Annotated in this window: 24 protein-coding genes and 1 riboswitch; of the genes, 14 read left to right on the top strand and 10 right to left on the bottom strand. The window is 72.9% G+C overall.

All coding sequences use genetic code 11. The features are described 5' to 3' along the window. Positions 1-7: 7 nt before the first annotated feature. From ACWGKJ_RS26790 to ACWGKJ_RS26780, 3 genes are all read right to left on the bottom strand, one after another. Entirely contained in the window at positions 8-679 is a 672-nt protein-coding gene (locus ACWGKJ_RS26790) for a lysoplasmalogenase (protein ID WP_385028429.1), read from the bottom strand. Next, the gene (locus ACWGKJ_RS26785) at positions 676-1662 is read right to left on the bottom strand and encodes a sterol desaturase family protein (protein WP_385028432.1); all 987 of its coding nucleotides are present in this window, start codon (positions 1660-1662) and stop codon (positions 676-678) included. Before ACWGKJ_RS26785 ends, ACWGKJ_RS26790 begins: the two co-directional genes overlap by 4 nt. A gap of 233 nt (positions 1663-1895) precedes the next feature. Further along, positions 1896-2606 carry a VIT1/CCC1 transporter family protein gene (locus ACWGKJ_RS26780; protein WP_385028435.1) on the bottom strand — a complete coding sequence of 237 codons (711 nt, stop codon included), beginning with the start codon at positions 2604-2606 and terminating at the stop codon, positions 1896-1898. Between the two features lie 280 nt (positions 2607-2886). Between ACWGKJ_RS26780 and ACWGKJ_RS26775 the strand changes: the two genes are divergently transcribed. The 5 genes from ACWGKJ_RS26775 to ACWGKJ_RS26755 all read left to right on the top strand — a co-directional run bounded on the left by ACWGKJ_RS26775 (position 2887) and on the right by ACWGKJ_RS26755 (position 7619). Continuing rightward, positions 2887-3870: a DEDDh family exonuclease gene (locus ACWGKJ_RS26775; RefSeq protein ID WP_385028438.1), complete on the top strand. Its 984-nt coding sequence runs from the start codon at positions 2887-2889 to the stop codon at positions 3868-3870. Between the two features lie 63 nt (positions 3871-3933). Beyond that, entirely contained in the window at positions 3934-4167 is a 234-nt protein-coding gene (locus ACWGKJ_RS26770) for a hypothetical protein (RefSeq protein WP_385028440.1), read from the top strand. A gap of 73 nt (positions 4168-4240) precedes the next feature. Continuing rightward, positions 4241-5029 (top strand): SURF1 family cytochrome oxidase biogenesis protein, encoded by a 789-nt coding sequence (locus tag ACWGKJ_RS26765; RefSeq protein ID WP_385028443.1) that lies wholly within the window; start codon positions 4241-4243, stop codon positions 5027-5029. A 30-nt stretch (positions 5030-5059) separates the two neighbouring features. Next, entirely contained in the window at positions 5060-6859 is a 1800-nt protein-coding gene (locus ACWGKJ_RS26760) for a glycoside hydrolase family 15 protein (RefSeq protein ID WP_385028446.1), read from the top strand. Positions 6860-6863: 4 nt separating this feature from the next. Beyond that, positions 6864-7619 carry an SDR family oxidoreductase gene (locus ACWGKJ_RS26755; RefSeq protein WP_385028449.1) on the top strand — a complete coding sequence of 252 codons (756 nt, stop codon included), beginning with the start codon at positions 6864-6866 and terminating at the stop codon, positions 7617-7619. Between the two features lie 144 nt (positions 7620-7763). Here the strand turns inward: ACWGKJ_RS26755 and ACWGKJ_RS26750 are convergent, their stop codons facing one another. Next, entirely contained in the window at positions 7764-8471 is a 708-nt protein-coding gene (locus ACWGKJ_RS26750) for a hypothetical protein (protein WP_385028452.1), read from the bottom strand. 93 nt (positions 8472-8564) lie between these two features. On the opposite strand from ACWGKJ_RS26750, the gene ACWGKJ_RS26745 reads away from it, so the two are divergent. From ACWGKJ_RS26745 to amaP, 5 genes are read left to right on the top strand one after another with little or no spacing between them, the layout of a single operon-like run. Then, positions 8565-9056: an Asp23/Gls24 family envelope stress response protein gene (locus ACWGKJ_RS26745; protein WP_385028455.1), complete on the top strand. Its 492-nt coding sequence runs from the start codon at positions 8565-8567 to the stop codon at positions 9054-9056. 28 nt (positions 9057-9084) lie between these two features. After that, positions 9085-9276: a hypothetical protein gene (locus tag ACWGKJ_RS26740; RefSeq protein WP_385028458.1), complete on the top strand. Its 192-nt coding sequence runs from the start codon at positions 9085-9087 to the stop codon at positions 9274-9276. Then, complete coding sequence (locus ACWGKJ_RS26735) at positions 9273-9617, top strand: Asp23/Gls24 family envelope stress response protein (RefSeq protein ID WP_385028461.1); 345 nt, start codon at positions 9273-9275, stop codon at positions 9615-9617. Before ACWGKJ_RS26740 ends, ACWGKJ_RS26735 begins: the two co-directional genes overlap by 4 nt. Then, on the top strand, positions 9614-10270 hold the full coding sequence (locus ACWGKJ_RS26730; RefSeq protein WP_385028464.1) for a DUF6286 domain-containing protein: 657 nt from the start codon (positions 9614-9616) through the stop codon (positions 10268-10270). The genes ACWGKJ_RS26735 and ACWGKJ_RS26730 overlap by 4 nt, the downstream gene beginning before the upstream one ends. 7 nt (positions 10271-10277) lie before the next feature. Next, positions 10278-10856, top strand: coding sequence for an alkaline shock response membrane anchor protein AmaP (gene amaP, locus ACWGKJ_RS26725; protein WP_385028467.1), 579 nt, complete (start codon positions 10278-10280; stop codon positions 10854-10856). A gap of 9 nt (positions 10857-10865) precedes the next feature. On the opposite strand, the gene ACWGKJ_RS26720 is transcribed toward amaP, so the two are convergent. The 6 genes from ACWGKJ_RS26720 to ACWGKJ_RS26695 all read right to left on the bottom strand — a co-directional run bounded on the left by ACWGKJ_RS26720 (position 10866) and on the right by ACWGKJ_RS26695 (position 17741). Next, positions 10866-11657 carry an enoyl-CoA hydratase/isomerase family protein gene (locus tag ACWGKJ_RS26720; protein WP_385028470.1) on the bottom strand — a complete coding sequence of 264 codons (792 nt, stop codon included), beginning with the start codon at positions 11655-11657 and terminating at the stop codon, positions 10866-10868. 115 nt (positions 11658-11772) lie between these two features. Continuing rightward, complete coding sequence (locus tag ACWGKJ_RS26715) at positions 11773-11994, bottom strand: helix-turn-helix domain-containing protein (protein WP_215181385.1); 222 nt, start codon at positions 11992-11994, stop codon at positions 11773-11775. A 390-nt stretch (positions 11995-12384) separates the two neighbouring features. Next, positions 12385-13983 carry an ABC-F family ATP-binding cassette domain-containing protein gene (locus tag ACWGKJ_RS26710; protein ID WP_385028474.1) on the bottom strand — a complete coding sequence of 533 codons (1599 nt, stop codon included), beginning with the start codon at positions 13981-13983 and terminating at the stop codon, positions 12385-12387. A 277-nt stretch (positions 13984-14260) separates the two neighbouring features. Continuing rightward, positions 14261-15628: a hypothetical protein gene (locus ACWGKJ_RS26705; RefSeq protein ID WP_385028476.1), complete on the bottom strand. Its 1368-nt coding sequence runs from the start codon at positions 15626-15628 to the stop codon at positions 14261-14263. Positions 15629-15738: 110 nt separating this feature from the next. Then, entirely contained in the window at positions 15739-16866 is a 1128-nt protein-coding gene (locus tag ACWGKJ_RS26700) for an alpha/beta hydrolase family protein (RefSeq protein WP_385028479.1), read from the bottom strand. Between the two features lie 215 nt (positions 16867-17081). After that, on the bottom strand, positions 17082-17741 hold the full coding sequence (locus ACWGKJ_RS26695) for a class II aldolase/adducin family protein (RefSeq protein ID WP_385028482.1): 660 nt from the start codon (positions 17739-17741) through the stop codon (positions 17082-17084). A 336-nt stretch (positions 17742-18077) separates the two neighbouring features. Between ACWGKJ_RS26695 and ACWGKJ_RS26690 the strand changes: the two genes are divergently transcribed. The 4 genes from ACWGKJ_RS26690 (at position 18078) to ACWGKJ_RS26675 (ending at position 22404) form a co-directional block, all read left to right on the top strand. Next, a complete protein-coding gene (locus ACWGKJ_RS26690) occupies positions 18078-19328 on the top strand; it encodes an inorganic phosphate transporter (RefSeq protein ID WP_385028485.1) in 1251 nt (416 codons plus the stop codon). A gap of 27 nt (positions 19329-19355) precedes the next feature. After that, a complete protein-coding gene (locus ACWGKJ_RS26685; RefSeq protein WP_385028488.1) occupies positions 19356-19619 on the top strand; it encodes a hypothetical protein in 264 nt (87 codons plus the stop codon). Positions 19620-19711: 92 nt separating this feature from the next. Further along, a riboswitch (cobalamin riboswitch) is annotated at positions 19712-19849 on the top strand. Positions 19850-19972: 123 nt separating this feature from the next. Further along, on the top strand, positions 19973-20902 hold the full coding sequence (locus ACWGKJ_RS26680) for a cobalamin biosynthesis protein (RefSeq protein ID WP_385028491.1): 930 nt from the start codon (positions 19973-19975) through the stop codon (positions 20900-20902). Beyond that, entirely contained in the window at positions 20899-22404 is a 1506-nt protein-coding gene (locus ACWGKJ_RS26675; protein ID WP_385028494.1) for a cobyric acid synthase, read from the top strand. The genes ACWGKJ_RS26680 and ACWGKJ_RS26675 overlap by 4 nt, the downstream gene beginning before the upstream one ends. The last annotated feature ends 95 nt before the right edge of the window (positions 22405-22499 follow it).

The raw sequence follows: 22499 nt of genomic DNA, 5'->3' as shown, positions 1-22499 counted from the left end.
TCGCTGATCAGACAGATGTACGAGTGCCACGGTACGCGGGAGCCGGTGCGTCCCGGGACCGGAGCACCCCCGCGGCCAGCAGGGACTGGGCCGCCACATAGGTGGCCATGACCCAGAAACCGGGTACGGGCGGCTGTGGCAGGTCCGCGATCCCAGTGGCGATCAGTGTGTCCGAGACCAGGAAGAGCGCCCCGCCGAGCCCGGCGGCCGGGCCGGAGCCGCTCGCCCGGTACGCCATGGCGGTGAGCAGCAGCGAGTAGCCCGCCACCGGGATCCGCAGCCCGGCCGGGAGCGCGGGCAGCAGCACGGCGGCCGTGGCGGCCAGGACGACGGCGTACCCCGCCCCGAGGTACGGGTTCGTACGACCGCGCCCGAAGAGCACCAGATAGCAGACGTGTCCGGCCGCGAACAGAGCCATCCCCGCGAGGAAGGCGGGCTCCGCGCCGGACAGCAGCAGGACATCGCCGCCCCAGCCGCACAGCAGCGCGGCGACCAGCAGCCGGGGCGCGCCCCGTACGTACGCATGGGCCGCGAGCAGCGGCATCAGCAGCGGTTTGGCGGTGGTGTGGACGAGCAGGCCGGTGTGCCCGGTGGCGAGGAGCGCGCAGAGGTCGGCCAGGGCGGCGAACCCGTAGGCGAGGCCCAGCAGCCGCGCGGCCCGTTCCCGCCCGGGTGTCACGCGATGCGCTCGGACGTGGTCTCCAGGGCGGGAACGACCGCGGTGGCGGCCGGGGCGGCGCCCCCTGAGCCGGCGGGCCCCGGCGCGGCTCCAGCGGGGCCCGGTTCCGGAACCGCTCCGGCGGTGGCCGCATCCGGTACGGATCCGGCGGCCGGCGCCGGCTGCCAGCCCGGTCCGCCGAAGACCCGCCCGGCCCGCTCGCGCCAGCTCGCCGCGGCCCGGATGTCCCGGGCGATGGCCGCGTACTCATGGGTCGCGACCCGCAGCGGGTTGTAGGTGTCGATGTTCTTGGTCAGCCCGAAGACGGGCCGCACGGTCTCCGGTGTGAAGGATCCGAACAGCCGGTCCCAGACGATGAGGATCCCGCCGAAGTTCCGGTCCAGGTAGCCGCCCTGCGAGGCGTGGTGCACCCGGTGGTGGGAGGGCGTGTTGAGCACGTACTCGAAGGGGCGCGGCAGCTTGCCGACCCGCTCCGTGTGGACCCAGAACTGGTAGACGAGGTTGGCGGAAGAGCAGAAGGCGAGCGCGGCCGGGTGCACGCCGATGGCGATCAGCGGGAGGTAGAAGGGCCAGACGGTCAGCGACGTCCAGGGCTGGCGCAGCGCGGTCGTCAGATTGAACTTGCGGCTGGAGTGGTGCACGACGTGGCAGGCCCAGAGGATGCGGACGACGTGGTGGCCGCGGTGCGACCAGTAGTAGAAGAAGTCCTGCCCGAGCAGCATCAGCGGGACGGTCCACCAGAGGACGGGGACACGCAGCGGGGTGAGTTCGTACACCGCGGTGTAGATCGCGACGATCGGGATCTTCCACAGGAAGTCGAAGACCAGGCTGCCGAGACCCATTCCGACGCTGGTGACGGCGTCTCTGGTCTCGTACCCCGCGGAGTCCTCGTCGGGGTGGAACCGGTAGCTCGCCATCTCCACGACGGTGAGCAGGACGAAGGCGGGTATGGACCACAGCACGACATCGGGCAGGTTCGGCATGCCAGCACGGTACGGCCGCGGGATCGGCCCCGGCTAGATGTTGTTACTGACAAGTATGCGAGACATTCTGTCAGCGCCTTTTGGCGGGTTCCGCCAAGAGGCGCCACCGGGCGGGTACTTGGGGTGTCCGCCCCGGCCACTTGCGCGGGCGGGGCGGACTCCAGGGCGGGCCGGGCGGATCCTCGCGCGGGCAGGGGCGCACTCCGGGACGGACACTGGAGCGGGCCGGGCGCTCAGACGCCCGCCGCGCCGAGCAGCGCCCCGGCCGCGTAGGTCACCGCCATGGCCAGCGCTCCCCCGGCCATGTTCCGTACCACGGCGGGGCGTACCGGGGCGGACCCCGACCGGGCGCTCCACCAGCCCGCGAGTGCCAGCGCCGCCAGGACCGACAGCACCGTGATGTACAGCCGCACCGATGCCGGCGGCAGCACGATGGCGAGCAGCGGCAGGAGCGCGCCGGCGGTGAAGGCCGCGAAGCTGGCGCCTGCCGCGTGCCAGGGGCTGGTGAGGTCGTCGGGGTCGATGCCCAGCTCGACCTCGGCGTGGGCGCGCAGGGCGTCTCGCTCGGTGAGCTGTTCGGCGGCCTCCCTGGCCAGATCCGCGGAGAGCCCCTTGCCCTCCAGGAGCCGGGCCAGCTCTTCGAGTTCGGCGTCCGGGGTCTCACGCAGTTCGCGCTTCTCCAGGGCGAGGGCGGCCTTCTCCGAGTCGCGCTGGGTGGACACCGAGACGTACTCCCCCGCCGCCATCGACATCGACCCCGCGAGCAGTCCGGAGAGACCGGCGGTGAGCAGCGCGGTACGCGAGCCGGTGGCACCGGCGACACCGACGACGATGCCCGCGGTCGATACGACGCCGTCGTTGGCACCGAGCACCGCGGCCCGGAGCCAGTTGAGGCGCGCGCCGAGGCCGCCGCGGTGGGGTTCGTCGTGGGAGGAGTCCGTCATCGGGCCAGAATCTCATCCGGGCCACCACGGTCCGCGCGGGCCTCGCCCGTGGCGGCCCGGGTGGGCGGCCGCGGTGGGGGCTCAGGCGGGCGGCCCGCCCCGTACCTCCCGGGCCCTGATGGGCGGCGGCGGGCCAGGGGGCCCGACGCCCCGTCACATCGGTTGCTCCACAACGGAAACCGCGCCGCGCCGTCCCGTACGCGGGGTTCCGGGCCGGCCGGCGGCGAGGCGGGTGTGCCCCCCGGGATTGCCGGGTTGTCGGTGGGGGCCCGTATTCTCTGTGACCATGCTCGACGACCGCCAGACAGCAGCGACAGCGTGGCCGGCCGCGTACCCGCAGGGGTACGCGGTCGTCGACGTGGAGACCACCGGCCTCGCACGCGACGACCGGATAATCTCCGCTGCCGTCTACCGGCTGGACGCCCAGGGCGAGGTCGAGGACCACTGGTACACGCTGGTCAATCCGGAGCGCGACCCGGGGCCCGTCTGGATCCACGGGCTGACCAGCGAGGTCCTGGAGGGCGCCCCGCTCTTCCCGGAGATCGCGGCGGAGTTCGCCGAACGGCTCGACGGCCGCGTCCTGGTGGCGCACAACGCGATCTTCGACTGGCAGATGATCGCCAGGGAGTACGCCCGCGCGCGGCGGACCGCCCCGGTCCGCCAGCGGCTGTGCACCATCGCGCTCTCCAAGGAGCTCGCCCTGCCGCTCCCCAACCACAAGCTGGAATCGCTCGCCGCGCACTTCGGCGTCGTACAGCAGCGCGCCCACCACGCGCTCGACGACGCCCGGGTGCTGGCCGAGGCGTTCCGCCCGAGTCTGCACGCCGCGGCCCGGGGAGGGGTGCGGCTGCCGCTCCTCGAATGCCGGCCGCTCACCGAGTGGTCGGACGCCCCGGCCGCGCCACGCGTGGGCTATCAGGCGTCGTACCGGCAGAGCAGCTGGCGTCCGGCCAGGAAGCGGCCCGCCTGCCCCTACCCGAACCCCGGGCGGTACGAGCCGGGGAAGCCGCTGGTGCAGGGGATGCGGGTGGCGTTCTCCGGTGACACATCGGTCGACCGCGAGCTTCTTGAGGACCGGGCGGCCGAAGCCGGACTGCATGTGGCGACGAGCCTCTCCCGGCTCACCAGCCTGCTCGTCACCAATGACCCGGAATCGGCCACGTCCAAGACGGTCAAGGCCAAGTCCTTCGGCACCCCCGTCATCGACGAGGCCGCCTTCACCCAGCTGCTCCGCGACGTCGCCCCGGCCCCGGCAGACGGGTGATTGGCGGGCGACTCGCCCCCCGTCCGCTCGCCCGCCGCCCTCCGGCGTCCCACCCTGTGGCGCATGGCACGTTGCGAGGTATGCGGAAACGACTACGGCATGTCCTTCGAGGTGCACGCGCAGGGCGCGGTGCACGTCTTCGACTGCTTCTCCTGCGCCATCCACCGGATGGCGCCCATCTGCGAGCACTGCCGTGTCCGGGTGATCGGGCAGGGCGTGGAGGCCGACGGTGAGTGGTACTGCGGAGGCCACTGCGCCCGCGCGGAGGGGAAGGAGGGCATCGTCGACAAGGTCTGAATCTGCCCGGTTCTGTCCCTCCGGCGGGACCCCCCGTCCGGGGGGACCTCCTCGTGCGAGTACCTTCAGAGACGTGTACCGCTTCCTGTTGACACGGCAGTGGGTGATTCTCGCCCTTGTCTCTCTCGTCCTGATGCCGACGATGATCAAGCTGGGCTTCTGGCAGCTGCACCGTCACGAGCACAAGGTCGCGCAGAACACGCTCATCGGCGAGAACCTCAAGTCCCGGCCCGTACCGGTCGGAGACCTCACGTCCCCCGGACATACGGTCCCCTACGACCAGTACTGGCGACAGGTGACGGCGACCGGCCACTACGACACGGCGCACGAGGTCGTCGTACGGCGCAGAACCTCCGCCGACGGCACCGTCGGGTACCACGTCCTGACCCCTTTCGTCCTGGACGACGGCAGGACCGTGCTCATCAACCGCGGCTGGATCCCGGACAACGGCAGCCAGACCACACTGCCCAGAATCCCGGCCGCCCCCCGGGGCAGGCTGACGGTGACCGGCCGGCTGATGGCCGATCAGACGACCGGGGACAGCGGGATCAAGGACGTACGGGGGCTGCCGCCCCGCCAGGTGATGCTGATCAACAGTGAGCAGCAGGCGAAGGCGCTGGGCAGGACCGTCCTCGGCGGCTACATCGAGCAGACCGCACCTCAGCCCAAGGGCGACACGCCCGAGCTGATCCCGGCCCCCGACCATTCGGACATCGGCCCGCACATGGCATACGCGGTGCAGTGGTGGCTCTTCACCGCCGGGGTGCCCATCGGCTTCGTCATCCTGGCCCGCCGCGAGAAGCGCGAACGGGCCGCGGGGGCGTCGGAGAACACACCCGAACCGGTGCCCGCGGCTGCTTAACGCGGGGCTCTCCCGGGAACACGGCCCCTCGTGACCCAACGTATCGAGGACTACGCCCTCATCGGCGATCTGCAGACCGCGGCCCTGGTCGGCAGGGACGGCTCCATCGACTGGCTGTGCCTGCCCCGCTTCGACTCCGCCGCGTGCTTCGCCGCACTGCTCGGCGACGAGGAGAACGGCCACTGGCGTATCGCACCGGCCGGAGCCGGCGCCTGCACCCGGCGCGGCTACCGGGACGGGTCGCTCGTCCTGGAGTCGGTCTGGGAGACGGAGACCGGCACGGTCAAGGTCATCGACTTCATGCCGCAGCGCGACACCGCACCGGACATCATGCGGATCGTCGAGGGCGTCAGCGGCGAGGTCGAAATGGCGGGGACGCTGCGGCTGCGCTTCGACTACGGCTCGGTCGTCCCGTGGATGCGCCGCTCGGACGGCCACCGGATCGCGGTGGCGGGCCCGGACTCGGTGTGGCTGCGCAGCGAGCCGGAGGTGAAGACCTGGGGCCAGCACTTCTCCACCTGCTCGTCCTTCACCGTGGCCGCGGGCGAGAAGGTGGCGTTCGTGCTCACCTGGCATCCGTCACAGGAGCCGCGCCCCGCGCTCGTGGACCCGCACGAGGCGCTGGAACAGGCGCTGGAGGACTGGCACACGTGGTCGACGCCCTGCCGGTACCAGGGCCCGTACCGGGAGGCGGTGGTCCGCTCGCTGATCACCCTGAAGGCGCTCACCTTCCGCCCGACCGGGGGCGTCGTCGCGGCCCCGACCACCTCGCTCCCCGAGGAGATCGGGGGCGTACGCAACTGGGACTACCGGTTCTGCTGGCTGCGCGACTCCACGCTCACCCTGGGCGCGCTGCTGGCCTGCGGCTATCTGGACGAGGCCGGGGCCTGGCGCGACTGGCTGCTGCGCGCGGTCGCGGGCAACCCCGGCGATCTCCAGATCATGTACGGGCTCGCGGGCGAGCGGCGGCTGCCCGAGACGGAGCTGGGGTGGCTGCGCGGCCATGCGGACTCCGCGCCGGTCCGTACCGGGAACGGAGCAGTGAACCAGCTGCAGCTCGATGTGTACGGCGAGGTCATCGACTCCCTCCATCTGGCCCGCACTTCGGGTCTGGCCGACGAGAAACACGCCTGGAGCCTCCAGCTGGCCCTGCTCGACTTCCTGGAGTCGCGCTGGCGGGAGCCGGACGAGGGCCTCTGGGAAGTACGCGGGCCACGCCGCCACTTCGTGCACTCCAAGGTGATGGCCTGGGTCGCCGCCGACCGTGCCGTACGCACCCTGGAGGCCGAGCCGAAGCTGCGCGGCGATGTGGAGCGGTGGCGGCGGATGCGCGACGAGGTGCACCGGGAGGTGTGCGAGAAGGGCTTCGACAAGGAGCGCAACACCTTCACCCAGTCGTACGGCTCCACCGAGCTGGACGCGGCGACGCTGCTCATTCCGCAGGTCGGCTTTCTGCCGCCGGACGACCCCCGGGTCGTCGGGACGGTCGACGCGGTACGCGATGAGCTGTGCCACGAAGGTCTGGTGCGCCGCTACAGCGTGGAGGGCCCCTCGGTGGACGGTCTGCCGGGCGGCGAGGGAACGTTCCTGGTCTGTTCGTTCTGGCTGGTCGATGCCCTGCGGCTGACCGGGCGGGTCAAGGAGGCCGAGGCGCTCTTCGAGAAGCTGCTCTCGCTCCGTAACGACGTCGGGCTGCTGGCCGAGGAGTACGACCCGGTGGCCGGGCGCCAGCTCGGCAACTTCCCGCAGGCGTTCAGCCACATCGGCCTGGTGAACACCGCGCTGGGGCTGGCCCGCGCGCTGGGGGCGCCAGAGGAGGATGCAGGATAGGGCCATGGATCTTGGACTGAAGGACCGCGTCTACATCGTCACCGGAGCCACCAGGGGGCTGGGGTTCGCCTCGGCACGCGAGCTGGCGGCCGACGGGGCGAAGGTGATCATCACCGGGCGCGAGGAGGAGACGGCGCGGGCCGCGGCGGCCGAGCTCGGTCCCGGGGTGGTCGGGGTGGCGGCGGACAACGGTGACCCCGCGGCCGCCGCACGGCTGATCGCCACCGCCCGTGAGCACTTCGGACGCTTCGACGGCATCCTCATCAGCGTCGGCGGCCCGGCCGCGGGCTCGGCGGCCGACAACACCGACGAGCAGTGGCGGACGGCCTTCGAAGCCGTCTTCCTCGGCGCGGTGCGGCTCGCCCGCACGGCCGCCGCCGAGCTGTCCGAAGGGGGCGTCATCGGCCTGGTGCTCTCCGGCTCGGTGCACGAGCCCATCGGGGGTCTGACGATCTCCAACGGGCTCCGCCCCGGCCTGGCCGGTTTCGCCAAGTCGCTCGCCGACGAGGTCGGTCCGCGCGGGATCCGGGTGGTGGGGCTGCTGCCCGGCCGTATCGACACGGACCGGGTGCGGCATCTGGACACGCTCGGCGGTGATCCGGCGGCGGCGCGCGCCAGGTCGGAGGCGGCGGTGCCGCTGCGGCGCTACGGGCGGCCGGAGGAGTTCGGCAGGACCGCCGCGTTCGTCCTGTCGCCCGGCGCCTCGTACCTCACCGGGATCATGCTGCCGGTCGACGGCGGCGCCCGGCGCGGATTCTGACCGCCCGGGGATCCTGATGGCCCGGCGCGGATTGCGGCCGTGCGGGGAATGCGGCCGCACGGCACGGATCTGACCGCCCGGGATCCCTACCGCCTCGCGACTCCGGCCGCACGGCGCGGATTCTGAACCGCCCCGGGCCGCCGGTCAGGGCAGGTCCACCGCCGTGACCAGCACCGCCACCGGCAGGTCCGTACCGGACGCGGCGGCCACCGCGGCCCGCACCGCCCCGGTCACGTCCAGGGCCCGGCGCCCGGCGGCCACCGCGAGCTCCACCCGGACATGGTCGCCGGTGCGGTGTACGGCCGAACCCAGTACTCCGGTCAGCCGGGCGACTCCGGGAACGGCGGCCGCCGCATCGGCCTCGGGGCCCCGTACGGCGGCGGCCCCCCTGTCCGGCCCAATGACCGCCGACGGATTCGGCCGCGCCTCCAGCAGCCCCGTCACCCGTACGTCCACCCCGGTCACTTCGAGCCCCAGCGCCTTGTCGCAGGCGCCGAACAGCGCGTCCCGCAACCGTTCGACGGCAGCCGTGAGCGCCTCCCCGCCGACCACCGCGCCGACCACCGCATCCGCCTCCGCCACGACCCGCAGCGGCCCCGGCGGCAGGGCGCTCGGCGGGGCCGGAACCCCCGCAGGAGCGGCCCCGGCAGCCCCGGCCGGAGCGATCCGCAGCTTCCCGAGCGCCGTCCCCGGTACCCCGTCGGCCGCATGCCGCAGCACCGCGACGGCCGCCTCCTCGGCGATCCAGGCGCCGTCCCGCGCACCGCCGAGCGGCAGCAGCCTGCCGAGGGCGAGCCTGCTGCGGACGGCCTGCGCCAACCCGTCGTGCCCACACGATCCGTCACCCGTCATACCCCCACCCTGCCGCATTCCCGGCGCGGAACCGGGAAAGCACACCTACCGTGGGTACAGAATCCGCTACCGCTCGGAGAGGGACGTACGGCGATGAGTGAGACCCCGCAGCAGAACCAGTCCGACGCCTCCGGCAGGGGCCCGGCAGGCCAGGAGCCCCGCAAGACCGACGTGACCAAGCGCGGCGGTGGCGCCCCCGGCTCCCGCGGCCGTACCACCATCGCGGACGGCGTGGTCGAGAAGATCGCCGGGCTCGCGGCGCGCGACGTGGCCGGCGTGCACGCGATGGGCAGCGGCATCTCCCGTACGTTCGGCGCGGTGCGCGACCGGGTCCCCGGTGGCGGCAAGTCCGTGTCGCGCGGGGTGAAGGCCGAGGTCGGCGAGGTCCAGACGGCCCTCGATCTGGAGATCGTCGTCGAGTACGGCGTGTCGATCGCGGAGGTCGCCCGCGATGTACGGGAGAACGTCATCTCGGCCGTGGAACGGATGACGGGCCTTGAGGTCGTCGAGGTCAATATCGCGGTCAGCGATGTGAAACTGCCGGACGAGGACGACGACGAAGAGCCGGAGTCCCGACTTCAGTGACCCCGAACCTTCGGCTTAGGAGCGCACGATGAGTATGGCTGTGGTCGGCCTGTTGGCCGGTATGGCACTTGGCTTCGCCGGCTACTTCGGCGGCTTCGGAGCCTTTCTTCTGGTGGCCGCGCTCGGTGCGATCGGCTTCGTCGCGGGCAGGTTCGCCGACGGCGACCTCGAAGCCGGCGACTTCTTCCGCAGCCGCGACCACGGCGACCGGCGGCGATGACGGCTCGGGTGGCGCCCGCGGAGCGCGGTTCGACCCGGATCGCCGACCGGGTCGTATCGAAGATCGCGGCGCAGGCGGCGCGTGAGGCGATCGGCAGGGTGCCCGAAGGCGGCTCCGCACCGCATGCCACGGTCACGGTGCAGGACTCCCGTGCGCGGGTCCGGGTCAGTCTCGACCTCGGCTATCCGTCCGACATCGGCGCCCAGTGCGGTGCGGTCAGGCGCCGGGTGGCCCAGCGGGTCGAGTCCCTTGCGGACATGGAGGTGCCGGAGGTGGCGGTGCAGGTCGAACGGCTGCACTCCGAGCAGACCCGCGGCTCCGACGGGGGGAGGACCCGATGAGCGAAGCGGACGACAGCACCCAGCGGCTTCCCGTCATGGAGAAGGACCCGGCCGAGCCGAACAGCCCCGGGTCCGCCACCGCCTACGCACCGGCGCCCGGTTCGGGTGGCCGGGCGAGGCGTTTCTGGTCCTGGCGCCGGACACCGGCCGGGCTGCTGGCGCTCGTACTGCTCGGCGCGGCCGGTCTGCTGCTCTACGACGTGTCGGCGGTACGGGCAGGGCGGCCCGCGATGCACTGGCGCCATGTGGTCGCCGACGATCTGGCGACCCGGCCCCTGGACAGCATCTGGATCAAGGTCTGTGCCGGGGTCGTGATGGCCATCGGCCTCTGGCTGCTCGTCCTGGCCCTCACTCCGGGGCTGCGCTCACTGCTTTCGATGCGGCGGGACAGCCCGCAGGTCAAGGCCGGTCTCGAACGGGACGCGGCGGCGCTGGTGCTGCGGGACCGGGCCATGGAGGTGGCCGGTGTGCAGTCGGTACACATCCGGATGAAGCGTTCCAAGGTCAAGGTGCGGGCCCGCTCGCACTTCCGCGAACTCGACGACGTACGGGCCGACCTGGACCGCACGATGGCGACGGGGATCACCGCGCTCGGGCTCGGGTCCCGGCCCCGGCTCTCCGTGCGCGTCGGCCGTCCTGCCAGGAAGGGGTGACGCCGCGATGCTGAAGACGGTCAACCGGGTCCTGCTCACCCTCGCCGGACTGGTGCTGCTCGCCCTCGGCGGGTCGGTCCTCGCGGCGGGGCTGAATCTCTCCGTCCCCTCCTGGTGGCCCTGGAGCGGACCGCACGACGTCCTGCTCTCCACGGCGCGCCGCACCAAGTGGCGCGGCGACAGCTGGTGGTGGCCGGTGGTCATCGCGGCGCTCGCCGTCATCGTGCTGCTCGCACTCTGGTGGCTGCTGGCCCAGCTGCGCCGCCCGCGTCTCTCCGAGGTGCTGGTGGACAGCGGCGACGGTGACGGCGCGCGGCTCAGGGGCCGGGCGCTGGAGAACGCCCTGGCCTCCGAGGCCGAGTCGCTGCACGGCGTCGACCGTGCGGTGGTGCGGCTGACCGGCCGGCGCACCTCCCCCGCGGCCCGGATCAGCATGTCCCTCACGGCACACTCCGAACCGGTCTCGGCGCTCTCGGGCCTCACCACCGGGGCCTTGGCGCACGCCCGCGAATCGGCGGGGTTCGCCAGGCTTCCCGCCGAGGTCCGGTTGCGTGCGGTGAAACACCGCGCACGCCGGGTGTCGTGAGGCGGCCGGTCAGTCGGACAGGCCCGCCAGGTCACGCAGCCTGCGGGCCTGGGCGGCGCGCTCGGCCGTGCGCTGCTCCTCGTATGTACGGTTTGCCGCCCCGATCAGCAGCGCCTTGGTCTCGATGACCGCGTCGCGGGGGGCGGCGAGCAGGGCGGACGCCAGGTCGGTGACCGTGCCTTCGAGTTCGTCGGCCGGGACGGCCAGATTGGCCAGGCCGGTACGGACGGCCTCATCGGCGTGCACGAACCGTCCGGTGGCGCAGATCTCCAGCGCGCGGGCATAGCCGACGAGCCCCACCAGCGGGTGGGTGCCGGTGAGGTCGGGGACGAGTCCGAGACTGGTCTCGCGCATGGCGAACTGCACGTCGTCGGCGACGACCCGCAGGTCGCAGGCGAGGGCGAGCTGGAACCCGGCGCCGATCGCATGGCCCTGGACGGCGGCGATCGTGATCAGGTCGGGGCGGCGCCACCAGGTGAACGCCTCCTGGTACTCGGCGATGGCCGCGTCGAGTGAGGCGTCGTCACCGCGCGCCAGATCGAGGAAGGACGGCTCGCCGTCGAAACCCTCAGGCGTGAAAGCCTGCCGGTCCAGGCCCGCGGAGAAGGACTTGCCCTCACCGCGGAGCACCACGACGCGGACACTGCCCGGCAGTGACCGTCCCGCTTCTGTCAACGCCCGCCACAGAGCGGGAGACTGGGCGTTGCGCTTCGCGGGGTTGGCCAGCGTCACCGTGGCAACCGTGTCCTCGACGGTGAGCCGTACGCCGTCCTTGTCGAGCACGTAGTCGAGCGAGGTCATGGGGTCTCCGGTTCGGTGCAGACGGTTAAGTGACTGCACAGTAACCACCCTGCCGGCCTCTCGGCCGACCGGGTGGCCACCATGGTGAACCGGTGGGCCCGGGGTCTCGGCCCTGTCAGGCCGACGCGGCTTTCTTGCCCCGCGTCGCTCCGCCGCGTCCTCGCAGCGCCACACCGGACTCGCTGAGCATCCGGTGGACGAATCCGTAGGAACGGCCGGTCTCTTCCGCCAGTGCCCGGATGCTCGCACCGGAGTCGTATTTCTTCTTCAGGTCTGCCGCGAGCTTGTCACGCGCGGCGCCGGTAACCCGGCTGCCCTTCTTCAGAGTCTCGGCCACCCGTGCCTCCTCAAGGAAGTGCGCTCTGGACTCTCATGATCACCCCTCCCGGCCTTCCTGGCCACCCATTCGGCAAGGTCTGTGGCGGAGGGATTTCTGTGTCCCGGCTCACTCCACGGAGCGGATCGCGCCATTCCGACGCCTGCAGAAACCGCACAGGACCGCCACTGAGCGCGAAGTCGCAGGTCAGCGGCGGTCCGGTGGAGAAAGCACGGCAGGGGCCCGAGCTGCGCCCGCCGGTCGGGGCGCCGTCATGGGACACGCCGGGGTACGAGAGCGGCTCACTCAGATGAAGGATCACCTGTGGGCCGAATGATCCATCCGGGGTGGATCGGGCGACGGACCGGGCGGTGGATCACTGGTGGACCCGAGGGGACCGGGGCCGCTGGATCAGGCCAGTGCGACCAGGTCCGCGTAGTCCGGACCCCACAGGTCCTCGACGCCGTCCGGCAGCAGGATGATCCGCTCCGGCTCCAGCGCGTGCACCGCGCCCTCGTCGTGGGTGACGAGGATGACCGCGCCCTTGTAGGTGCGGAGCGCGCCGAGGATCTCCTCGCGGCTGGCCGGGTCGAGGTTGTTGGTGGGCTCGTCGAGGAGCAGCACATTGGCCGATGAGACCACGAGGGTGGCCAGCGCGAGCCTGGTCTTCTCACCGCCGGAGAGGACCCCGGCCGGCTTGTCGACGTCGTCGCCCGAGAAGAGGAACGAGCCGAGCGTCTTGCGGACCTGCACCAGGTCGAGGTCGGGCGCCGCCGAGCGCATGTTCTCCAGGACCGAGCGCTCGGGGTCCAGCGTCTCGTGCTCCTGCGCGTAGTAGCCCATCTTCAGGCCGTGGCCCTCGATGACCTCTCCGGTGTCGGGCTTCTCCGCACCGGCCAGCAGCTTCAGCAGAGTGGTCTTGCCCGCGCCGTTGAGGCCGAGGATGACGACGCGGGAACCCTTGTCCACCGCGAGGTCGACATCGGTGAAGATCTCCAGCGAGCCGTACGACTTGGACAGGCCCTCCGCCGTCAGCGGGGTCTTGCCGCACGGCGCGGGATCGGGGAAGCGCAGCTTGGCGACCTTGTCGGAGACCCGGACGGCTTCGAGACCGGCGAGCAGCCGGTCCGCGCGCTTGGCCATGTTCTGCGCGGCGACGGTCTTGGTGGCCTTGGCGCGCATCTTGTCGGCCTGCGAGTTGAGGGACGCGGCCTTCTTCTCGGCGTTCTGGCGCTCGCGCTTGCGGCGCTTCTCGTCGGCCTCGCGCTGCTGCTGGTAGAGCTTCCACCCCATGTTGTAGATGTCGATCTGGGTGCGGTTGGCGTCCAGATAGAAGACCTTGTTGACCACCGTCTCGACCAGCTCGACATCGTGGGAGATCACGATGAAGCCGCCGCGGTAGCTCTTCAGGTACTCGCGCAGCCAGACGATGGAGTCGGCGTCGAGGTGGTTGGTGGGCTCGTCGAGGAGCAGGGTGTCGGCGTCCGAGAAGAGGATCCTGGCCAGCTCGACCCGGCGGCGCTGACCGCCGGAGAGCGTGTGGAGCGGCTGGCCGAGCACCCGGTCGGGCAGCCCGAGGGCCGCGGCGATGGTGGCCGCCTCGGCCTCGGCTGCGTACCCGCCCTTGGTGAGGAACTCCGTCTCCAGGCGCTCGTACTTCTTCATCGCCTTCTCGCGGGTCGCGCCCTTGCCGTTCGCCATGCGCTCCTCGTTCTCGCGCATCTTGCGCAGTACGGAGTCGAGGTCACGGGCGGAGAGGATGCGGTCGCGGGCGAGGACGTCGAGGTCGCCGGTGCGCGGGTCCTGCGGGAGATAGCCGACCTCTCCCGAGCGGGTGATGGTGCCCCCGGCGGGGATGCCCTCACCGGCGAGGCACTTGGTGAGGGTGGTCTTGCCCGCACCGTTGCGGCCGACGAGGCCGATGCGGTCGCCCTTGGCGATACGGAAGGAGGCGGACTCGATGAGGATGCGGGCGCCGGCGCGCAGCTCGATGCCGGAAGCGGTGATCACGGAAAAACTCCAGGGCGGTATGGACGGCGGAAGGGCAGGCGGAGGGGTGCTTCGACGCCGGCTAATGCACAAGGAGAAATGCCATGCGGCCCAGTCTAACGGTGCCGCGCGGGAGCTCTGTCGGTACCCGTCCCCCGAGAGCGCCCCTCCCCGCACAAGAGGGACGAACCGGGACCCCCGCACCGCCGCCGGACCTCGGCGGCCGCCGTACCGGGACGGTGCCGGGGGCCGGCAGGCCGGACAGACCCTTGCCGTCCCGGCACGCGTCGCCCGGCGGTCAGACGCCCCCGGTGTGCACCTGGAACGCGGCCCGGCGTACCGCCTTGGCCAGTGCGGGGTCCGGGTGGGCGGCCGCGAGCGCCACCAGCACCTGCACGGTGCGGGGGTGCCCCACCGCCCGTACCTCTTCGAGCAGGGCGGGCACGGTGCCCTGGACCGCCGATTCCAGATGGCGGACCAGCAGGGCGCTCTCGCCGTGGTCGGCGACGGCGGCCGCCGTGTCCACCCAGAGCCAGGTCGCCTCTTCCCGGGTGAGCGCGTCATGGGCGTCCTCCGGGTCGGCGCCCTCGTACTCCGCGAGCCAGAGCACCGCGTACGGACGGAGTGAGGTCTCCCCCGCCGCGTCCCGTACCGCGGCCTCCGCGGGGGCACCGACCACCCGCAGCGCCTCGAAGGCGAGACCGCGCAGCAGCGCGTCCTCGCCGCGGGCCACCCCGAGCAGCTCGGTGACGGCGCTGCCCACGGTGCGGGCGGCCAGCCACGCCCGGTACTCGGCGCGCGCCGGTCCCGGCGTCAGCCCCGCGCAGCCGCGCAGCATGGCGTCGGCGCGCTGCTCGATGTTGCCCGCCGGGCTCTGCGCGGCGACGCAGATCTGCTCCAGCTTGACCCAGACCGCCCAGTTGCCCAGCGGCGTCAGTGTCGCCTGGCCCGGCGCGAGGGTCAGGGCGCCGACCGCCGCCAGGCCCCGCAGCGCCCAGTCGAGCAGCGCGGGGAGCGGCGTCGCCGCCGTGGGGGGCTCGGGCTGCGGCTGCGGGCCGTAGGGGACCTCACAGCGCTCCTCGTGCAGCTCGGCGACGCGCTGCCTGAGCAGGTCGAGCAGGGCCGGTACGGTCACGGGCCCCGCGGAGAGCTGGAGCAGCGAGAGGACCTGCGGTACGGCCTCGACGACCTCGGCCACCGCGGTGGCGGGCACGTCGGGGGCTGCCGGGTGGACGATCGACCAGGCGTCGAAGAGGGCGACCCAGCCGCGCAGCACCGCGCTGTCGTCACCGTCCCAGGCGCGCAGCCGCCAGCCGGGGCGGGCGATGTCCCCGTGCAGTTCGACGAGTCCGGCGAGCCGGGCGCGGTCCCAGCCCGCCCGGACGGCTTCCGGTGTCAACGCGAGGGCGCGTACGGCGTGTTCGGCGGCGGGGGCGGCCAGCGCCCCGCCCTGCACCGGCCGGGCGTCGCCCGCCCAGCGGGCGATCCGGACGGCGTCGGCGAGGACCGCCCTGGCCTGGCGGGCCAGCTCCGCCTGGACCGGTGTACCGGCGGGCGGGCGCGGGGCGGGACGGATGGGCCGGTTGCTCACGACGCGGCGGGCCGTGACCAGAGGTCGGGGGCGGACGAGGCGGAGTCTGGAGTCGCGCGGGTTACGGGACGTCACGGGGAGCAGTCTTGCCTCTGACGGGCCGAAAGCCCAAACGGAACCCCTCGCTACAGGTTGACGCAGGGCGTACGGGAGAGGCCCTGCGGACCGGATCCGGCCCTGCGGTGCTACATCAGCGGGGTCAGGAAGCGCCGCATGGCCTCTTCGTAGCCGGCCGGATCCGCGTTCCACATGGCCCCGTGCGGGGCGCCGGCCACGGTCCTCAGCTCCACCAACGACGGCTTGCCCGCAGCGAGTTCGACGGAGCGCTGCCAGGAGGCGACCCGGTCGTCGGGGCCGTGGAAGATCAGCGTGGGCACGGTCAGCGCCCGTGGGTCGGCGGCGGCCCGCAGGCGGTCGCCGTCGACGCCGGTACGCCCCTGGGCCGCCCGTACGGCGAGCGGCAGCAGGACGGCCGGGGTGCGCCGGGCTGCGGCCAGCGCACCGAGGGTCGCCTCCCAGTCCAGGACCGGGGAGTCGAGCACCAGACCGCTGATACGGTCGCGCATCCCCGAGCCCGCCGCCGCGTGCAGGGCCATCGCGGCGCCGGTGGACCAGCCGTGCAGGACGACGCGCTCGGCGCCGTAGCGGACCGCGTAGCGGATGGCCGCGTCCAGGTCGCGCCACTCGGACGCGCCGAGGTGTCCGAGGCCGTCCGGTGACGCGGGTGCGCCGGTGTCCCCCCGGTAGGAGATGTCGAGGACCGGGAACTGCTGCTCGTTCAGGAAGCCCAGGACGTTCATGGGCAGCTCCCTGCCGGTCCCCAGGCCGTGCACCGTGATCACCCAGGTGGGGCGGGGGCCGGGTACGAACCAGGCCGGGGACGAGCCGAGTTCACCTGGGATGTCCACGTCGGCGTGGTCGATGCCGAGTGCGGAGCGCGGGTCCCCGACGTGGACCTGCGGGGTGAGCCGGGCCTTGGTGCCGGGGGCGAGCGTGCCGTAGGTGACCCGGTCGAGACGGCGCACGACCGTGTCGGCGGTCTCCGAGCCACCGTCGATCACCGGCCCGACGACCGCGTGGAGGCCGGGGCCCTCAAGCCCGTACACGCCGGGGCGCAGCGAGGCCAGGCACCGGGTGAGGGTGATCCGGCCGGGGGCGGTGGCGTGGACGGAGAGCCGGGGCTCGGCGGGCAGGGCCCGGCCCTGCGGCGTCCTGAGCGCGGCCTCGCCGGCGAGCCGGCCGGCCGCTGCCGCGGCCACACCGGCGCCGATCAGGGTGGTGACGGCCGTTGCCGTCGCGGTTGCCGGGCGCACCCCTTCAGTGTCGGTGGGGGCGGGCCCCGCTGCCACCCGGCCGGAGCAAACGTGGCCGGAGCGGTGGCTGCGGCTCCGGACCGGACCGGGCCCGATCCGGTCCGGTCCGGTCCAGGCGCAGGCCAGTGGGCGGAAGGCGCCGGACGGAAGACGCCGGACGAAAGCGCCGGGCAGAAGGCACTGAGCGAGCGGGCGGCACCGAGCGGGCGGCAGGGCTAACCGGGCTGGCCGTACTCCCGGAGCTTCCCGCCGGCCTCGGCCAGCTGTTCCGGCGAGAGCAGGGACGGTGAGCGGCCGGGCAGCGCGGACGCGGTGAGCCAGAGCCTGCACATCCACTCCAGCTGGGCGGTGCGGTCGTACGCCTGGTCGAGCGAGCCGCCGAAGGTGACCGTGCCGTGGTTCTGGAGGAGGCAGCCGGAGCGGTCGGCGAGTGCGGTGAGCATGTTCGCCGCCAGCTCGTCGCTTCCGTAGAGCGCGTACGGGGCGACCCGCACCGGGCCGCCCAGTGCGGCGGCCATGTAGTGGACGGCGGGCAGCTCGGGGACGAGGGTGGAGACCGCCGTCGCGTGCACCGCGTGGGTGTGGACCACGGCGGTGGCGGTGGTGGCGCGGTAGACGGCGAGATGCAGGGGCAGTTCGCTGGTCGGCTTCAGCTCGCCGAGCACCTGGCGGCCCTCCAGGTCGACGGCGACGGTGTCGCCGGGGCCGAGCCGCTCGTACGGCACCCCGCTGGGGGTGACCAGGATCAGATCGCCGCAGCGCACCGAGACATTGCCCGATGTACCGACGACCAGCCCATCGGACGCGGTCCTGCGGGCGGTGGCGACCACATCGTGCCAGGCATGCGCGAGCGGACCGGTCTCATAGGACGTCACGGCACCCTCCCCCATCACATCTCACATCTGGCCCCATCACATCTGACCCCACATCCGGAACATCCGGAACATCCGGAACATCCGGAACATCCGGAACGCACCGGTCCCGGTGCGCCGCCCCGGGCACAGGCGGCCCGTCCCCGCGATGATGCCAGGCCCGCGGGCACCGCGGTACGCCGCGACGGCAGGCAGGCAGGCGGGCGGGCAAGCGGGCCGCGATGAGCGGAATGGGTGCGTCCGGGCAGGGTCACCACAGCGCCCGGCTCAGTTCATCTTCCGTTCACCCGGGTTGCCTACGTTCATCGCGTCAATGACCTCGAACGATTGCCCAGGTAAATGGAACACTTGACCCTGCTCCTTGGGATCGTGATCATTACCGCTCTCGTGTTCGACTTCACGAACGGTTTCCACGACACGGCCAACGCGATGGCCACGACCATCTCGACCGGCGCTCTCCAACCGAAGACCGCGGTGGCCATGTCCGCCGTGCTCAACCTCGTCGGGGCGTTCCTCTCCGTCGAGGTCGCCAGGACGATCTCCGGCGGGATCATCAACGAACAGGGCATCACCACCGAAGTGATCTTCGCGGCGCTCGTCGGCGCCATCCTCTGGAACCTGCTGACCTGGCTGCTCGGCCTGCCGTCCAGTTCCTCCCACGCACTCTTCGGCGGGCTCATCGGAGCCACGCTGATGTCGGTCGGCTCGTCCGGTGTCAACGGCGACGTGGTCGTCACCAAGGTCCTGCTCCCCGCGGTCGCCGCGCCGGTCGTCGCCGGTCTCGCCGCGCTGCTGGCCACCAGGCTGACGTACCGGATCGGACGCCGTACGGACGAGAAGTCCACCGCCAAGGGCTACCGGGCGGGCCAGATCGCCTCCGCCGGCCTGGTCTCGCTGGCCCACGGCACCAACGACGCGCAGAAGACCATGGGCATCATCACCCTCGCCCTGGTCACCGGCAAGGTCATCGCCCCCGGTTCGAACCCGCCGCTGTGGGTCATCGTCTCCGCGGGCACCGCCATCGCACTCGGCACCTACCTGGGCGGCTGGCGCATCATCAAGACCATGGGCAAGGGGCTCACGGAGCTCAGGCCGCAGCAGGGCTTCGCCGCCCAGACCGGTGCCGCGACCGTGATCCTGGCCTCCTCGCACCTCGGCTTCTCGCTCTCCACCACCCAGGTCTGCTCGGGCTCCGTGATGGGCGCGGGCCTCGGCCGCAAGGGCGGGGTGGTCCGCTGGTCCACCGCGACCCGGATGGCCGTCGCCTGGTGTCTGACGCTGCCCGCCGCCGCGCTCGTAGGCGCGGGCGCCGAGTTCCTGACCGGCCGCGGTCCCTGGGGTATCGGGGCCGTGGCCGTTCTGCTGGTCGCGGGCTCCGGTGTCATCTGGGCGCTCTCCCGCCGTACACCGGTCGACCGGCACAGCGTCACGCCGGACGGGCCCGCGGTCGCCGACGAGCCCGCCGGGGTGGTGACGACAGCCATCGCCGCCGTCGCCCCGCCGCCCGTCGCGGTCCCCGAAGGTCTGCGGACCACCATCCCCGCACCGGGCGGCCCCGCACCGGAGCCGACCCGGCCCGCCACGGTCTGACGGCCCGAACGAGAAGGACACCCCACCATGGACATCGACTGGGCAGCTCTCGGCACCGTCTTCGGCGTCAGCCTCGTGGCGACCGTCGGACTGGTCGGCCTCTTCACGCTCGGCGTGGTGGGGCTGGCGCGTGAGCCCGCGCCGGAGGCGGGCACCGCGACCGCACCCGCCGCCACGGCACCGGCCGGTACGGGCCGGGGCGGCACCCCGGGCGTGCGGGCGGGTTCGTACGCCTGCTTCGCGCTCTGCGCGGCGGCCGTCGCGTACGGAATCTTCCTGATCGTCGCCTGACGGCCCCGCTCCCCCGCGTCACGCCGTAGCCCCGGCGGCCCGTGTGGGGCCCGGCACAACGACTCGTCGCAGGTCAAGGGTGAGTTGACGGGTGTTCGCCGACCGTGGTGGACTGCCGGGGCCAGTACGGCGGCAGGAGAGGAAGTCCGGTGCGAATCCGGCGCGGTCCCGCCACTGTCACCGGGGGTCGCACCCCGGGAGCCAGGAACTCTCACCGCCGGTCACGTCGAACCAGGGCGCGGACACCCTGAGTGAGGACTACGCCATGCGCGGCTGCCTGCTGCCCGATCGCCCCGACACTCCGGTCACCAGCGCGGCAGGGGCCCGCCGAGGCGTACCGGCCTGCTGACCCCATGCGTGCCGAGCGTGTCTTCGTGTACGGCGCCGCCACGGGCCTCCTGGCGGACTTCCTCATCGCCGATCCCCGGCGCGGGCACCCCGTCGCCGCTTTCGGGCGGGCCGCCGCCGCAGTGGAGCGCCGGCTCTGGCGCGACCACCGCGGGTGGGGCGTCCTGCACACCGCGGTCTGCGCCGGGGGCGCGGTGGGCGCCGCCGTGCTGGCCGGGCGGGCCGTGCGCGGCCGGCCCGCGGCGGGGATCGCGCTGACCGCGGCCACCACCTGGGCCGTCGTCGGCGGCACCTCGCTGGGGCGGGAGGCGCGCGCGGTGGGCGATGCGCTGGCCGCCGGTGACACCGAGGCAGCCAGGGAGCGGCTGCCGCATCTGTGCGGACGCGATCCGCAGGCCCTGGACGCCCAGCAGATCGCGCGGGCCGTCGTGGAGTCCGTGGCCGAGAACACCTCGGACGCGGTGGTGGGCGCGCTGGTCTGGGGTGCGCTGGCCGGGGTGCCGGGGCTCGCCGGGTTCCGGGCGGTGAACACCCTGGACGCGATGGTCGGCCACCGGTCGCCCCGTTATCTGCGGTACGGCTGGGCCTCCGCCCGGCTGGACGACCTGGCGGGCTGGCCCGGCGCCCGGCTCACCGCCGTACTCGCGGTCCTCGCGGGCGGGGACCCGGGCGGCGCCCTGCGCGCCTGGCGGTCCGACGCGGGCGGCCACCCGAGCCCCAACGCGGGCCCGGTCGAGGCCTCGTTCGCGGGCGCGCTGGGTGTACGGCTCGGCGGCACCCTCTCGTACGGCGGCCGGGTCGAGCACCGGGCGGTGCTCAACGGCGGTGGCAGGCCCGTGGAGTACGGGGACATCGAGCGTGCGGTCCGGCTGTCGCGCCGGGTGTCCGTGCTGGCGCTCGCGGCGGCTCTCGTGGTGAGGAAGGTGCGCGGATGAGCGGCGGACTGCTGGTGGCCGGTACGACGTCGGACGCCGGGAAGAGCGTGGTCACGGCGGGCATCTGCCGGTGGCTGGTGCGCCGGGGGGTGAAGGTCGCGCCGTTCAAGGCGCAGAACATGTCGCTCAACTCGTTCGTCACCCGCGAGGGCGCGGAGATCGGGCGGGCCCAGGCCATGCAGGCGCAGGCGGCGCGGGTCGAGCCCACGGCCCTGATGAATCCGGTCCTGCTCAAGCCGGGGAGCGACCGGTCGAGCCAGGTCGTGCTGATGGGGAAGCCGGTGGGCGAGATGAGCGCCCGCGGCTACCACGGCGGGCGGCAGGAGGCGCTGCTCTCCACGGTGACGGACTGCCTGGCCGAGCTGCGGGGCACGTACGACGCGGTGATCTGCGAGGGGGCGGGCAGTCCCGCCGAGATCAATCTGCGGCGGACCGACATCGTGAACATGGGCATCGCGCGCGCCGCGCGGTTCCCGGTGGTCGTCGTCGGCGACATCGACCGGGGCGGTGTCTTCGCGTCGTTCTTCGGTACGACCGCGCTGCTGGCCGCCGAGGACCAGTCGCTGGTCGCGGGATATCTCGTCAACAAGTTCCGCGGCGACGTCTCCCTCCTCGAACCGGGGCTCGACATGCTGTACGGGCTGACCGGGCGGCGGACCTACGGGGTGCTGCCGTACGCGCACGGTCTGGGCATCGACGAGGAGGACGGGCTGCGGGTGTCGATGCGCGGCACCGTGCGTGAGTCCGCGGTCTCGGCGCCGTACGGGCAGGATGTTCTGCGGGTCGCCGTGTGCGCCGTGCCGCTGATGTCGAACTTCACCGATGTGGACGCGCTGGCGGCCGAACCGGGCGTCGTGGTGCGGTTCGTGGACCGTGCGGAGGAGCTGGCGGACGCGGATCTGGTGATCGTGCCGGGGACACGTGGCACAGTGCGCGCCCTGGCGTGGCTGCGCGAGCGGGGGCTCGCGGACGCGCTGGCGAGGCGGGCCGCCGAAGGCCGTCCGGTGCTGGGCATCTGCGGCGGTTTCCAGCTGCTGGGCGAGCACATCGACGACACGGTCGAATCGCGCGCCGGGTCCGTGGCCGGGCTGGGGCTGCTGCCCGTGCGGGTGCGGTTCGCCGTGGAGAAGACCCTGGCGCGGCCGGCCGGCGAGGCGCTCGGGGAGCCCGTCGAGGGGTACGAGATCCACCACGGGGTCGCGGACGTCCGGGGCGGTACGCCGTTCCTCGACGGGTGCCGCGCCGGTTCCGTGTGGGGCACGCACTGGCACGGCTCGCTGGAGAGCGACGGTTTCCGCCGGGCGTTCCTGCGCGAGGTCGCCGCCGTGGCGGGCCGGCGTTTCGTACCGGCGCCCGACACCAACTTCGGTGTGCTCCGCGAGGAGCAGCTGGACCGGCTCGGCGACCTCATCGAGGAGCACGCGGACACCGAGGGGCTGCTCGCGCTGATCGAGTCGGGCGCTCCGGCCGGGCTCCCCTTCGTACCGCCGGGGGCGCCATGAGAGCGGCGGAAGCGACGGGAGCGGCGGTTGCCGCCCGCCCGGCGGCGCCCCGCACGACATGGCCCAGCGGCCTCCCGGCCGATACCGAACCTGCC

This window comes from Streptomyces sp. NPDC054757 (genome assembly GCF_053612185.1).
The sequence above is the reverse complement of the archived record's forward strand: the minus strand, read 5'-3'. Positions and strand labels throughout refer to the sequence as shown.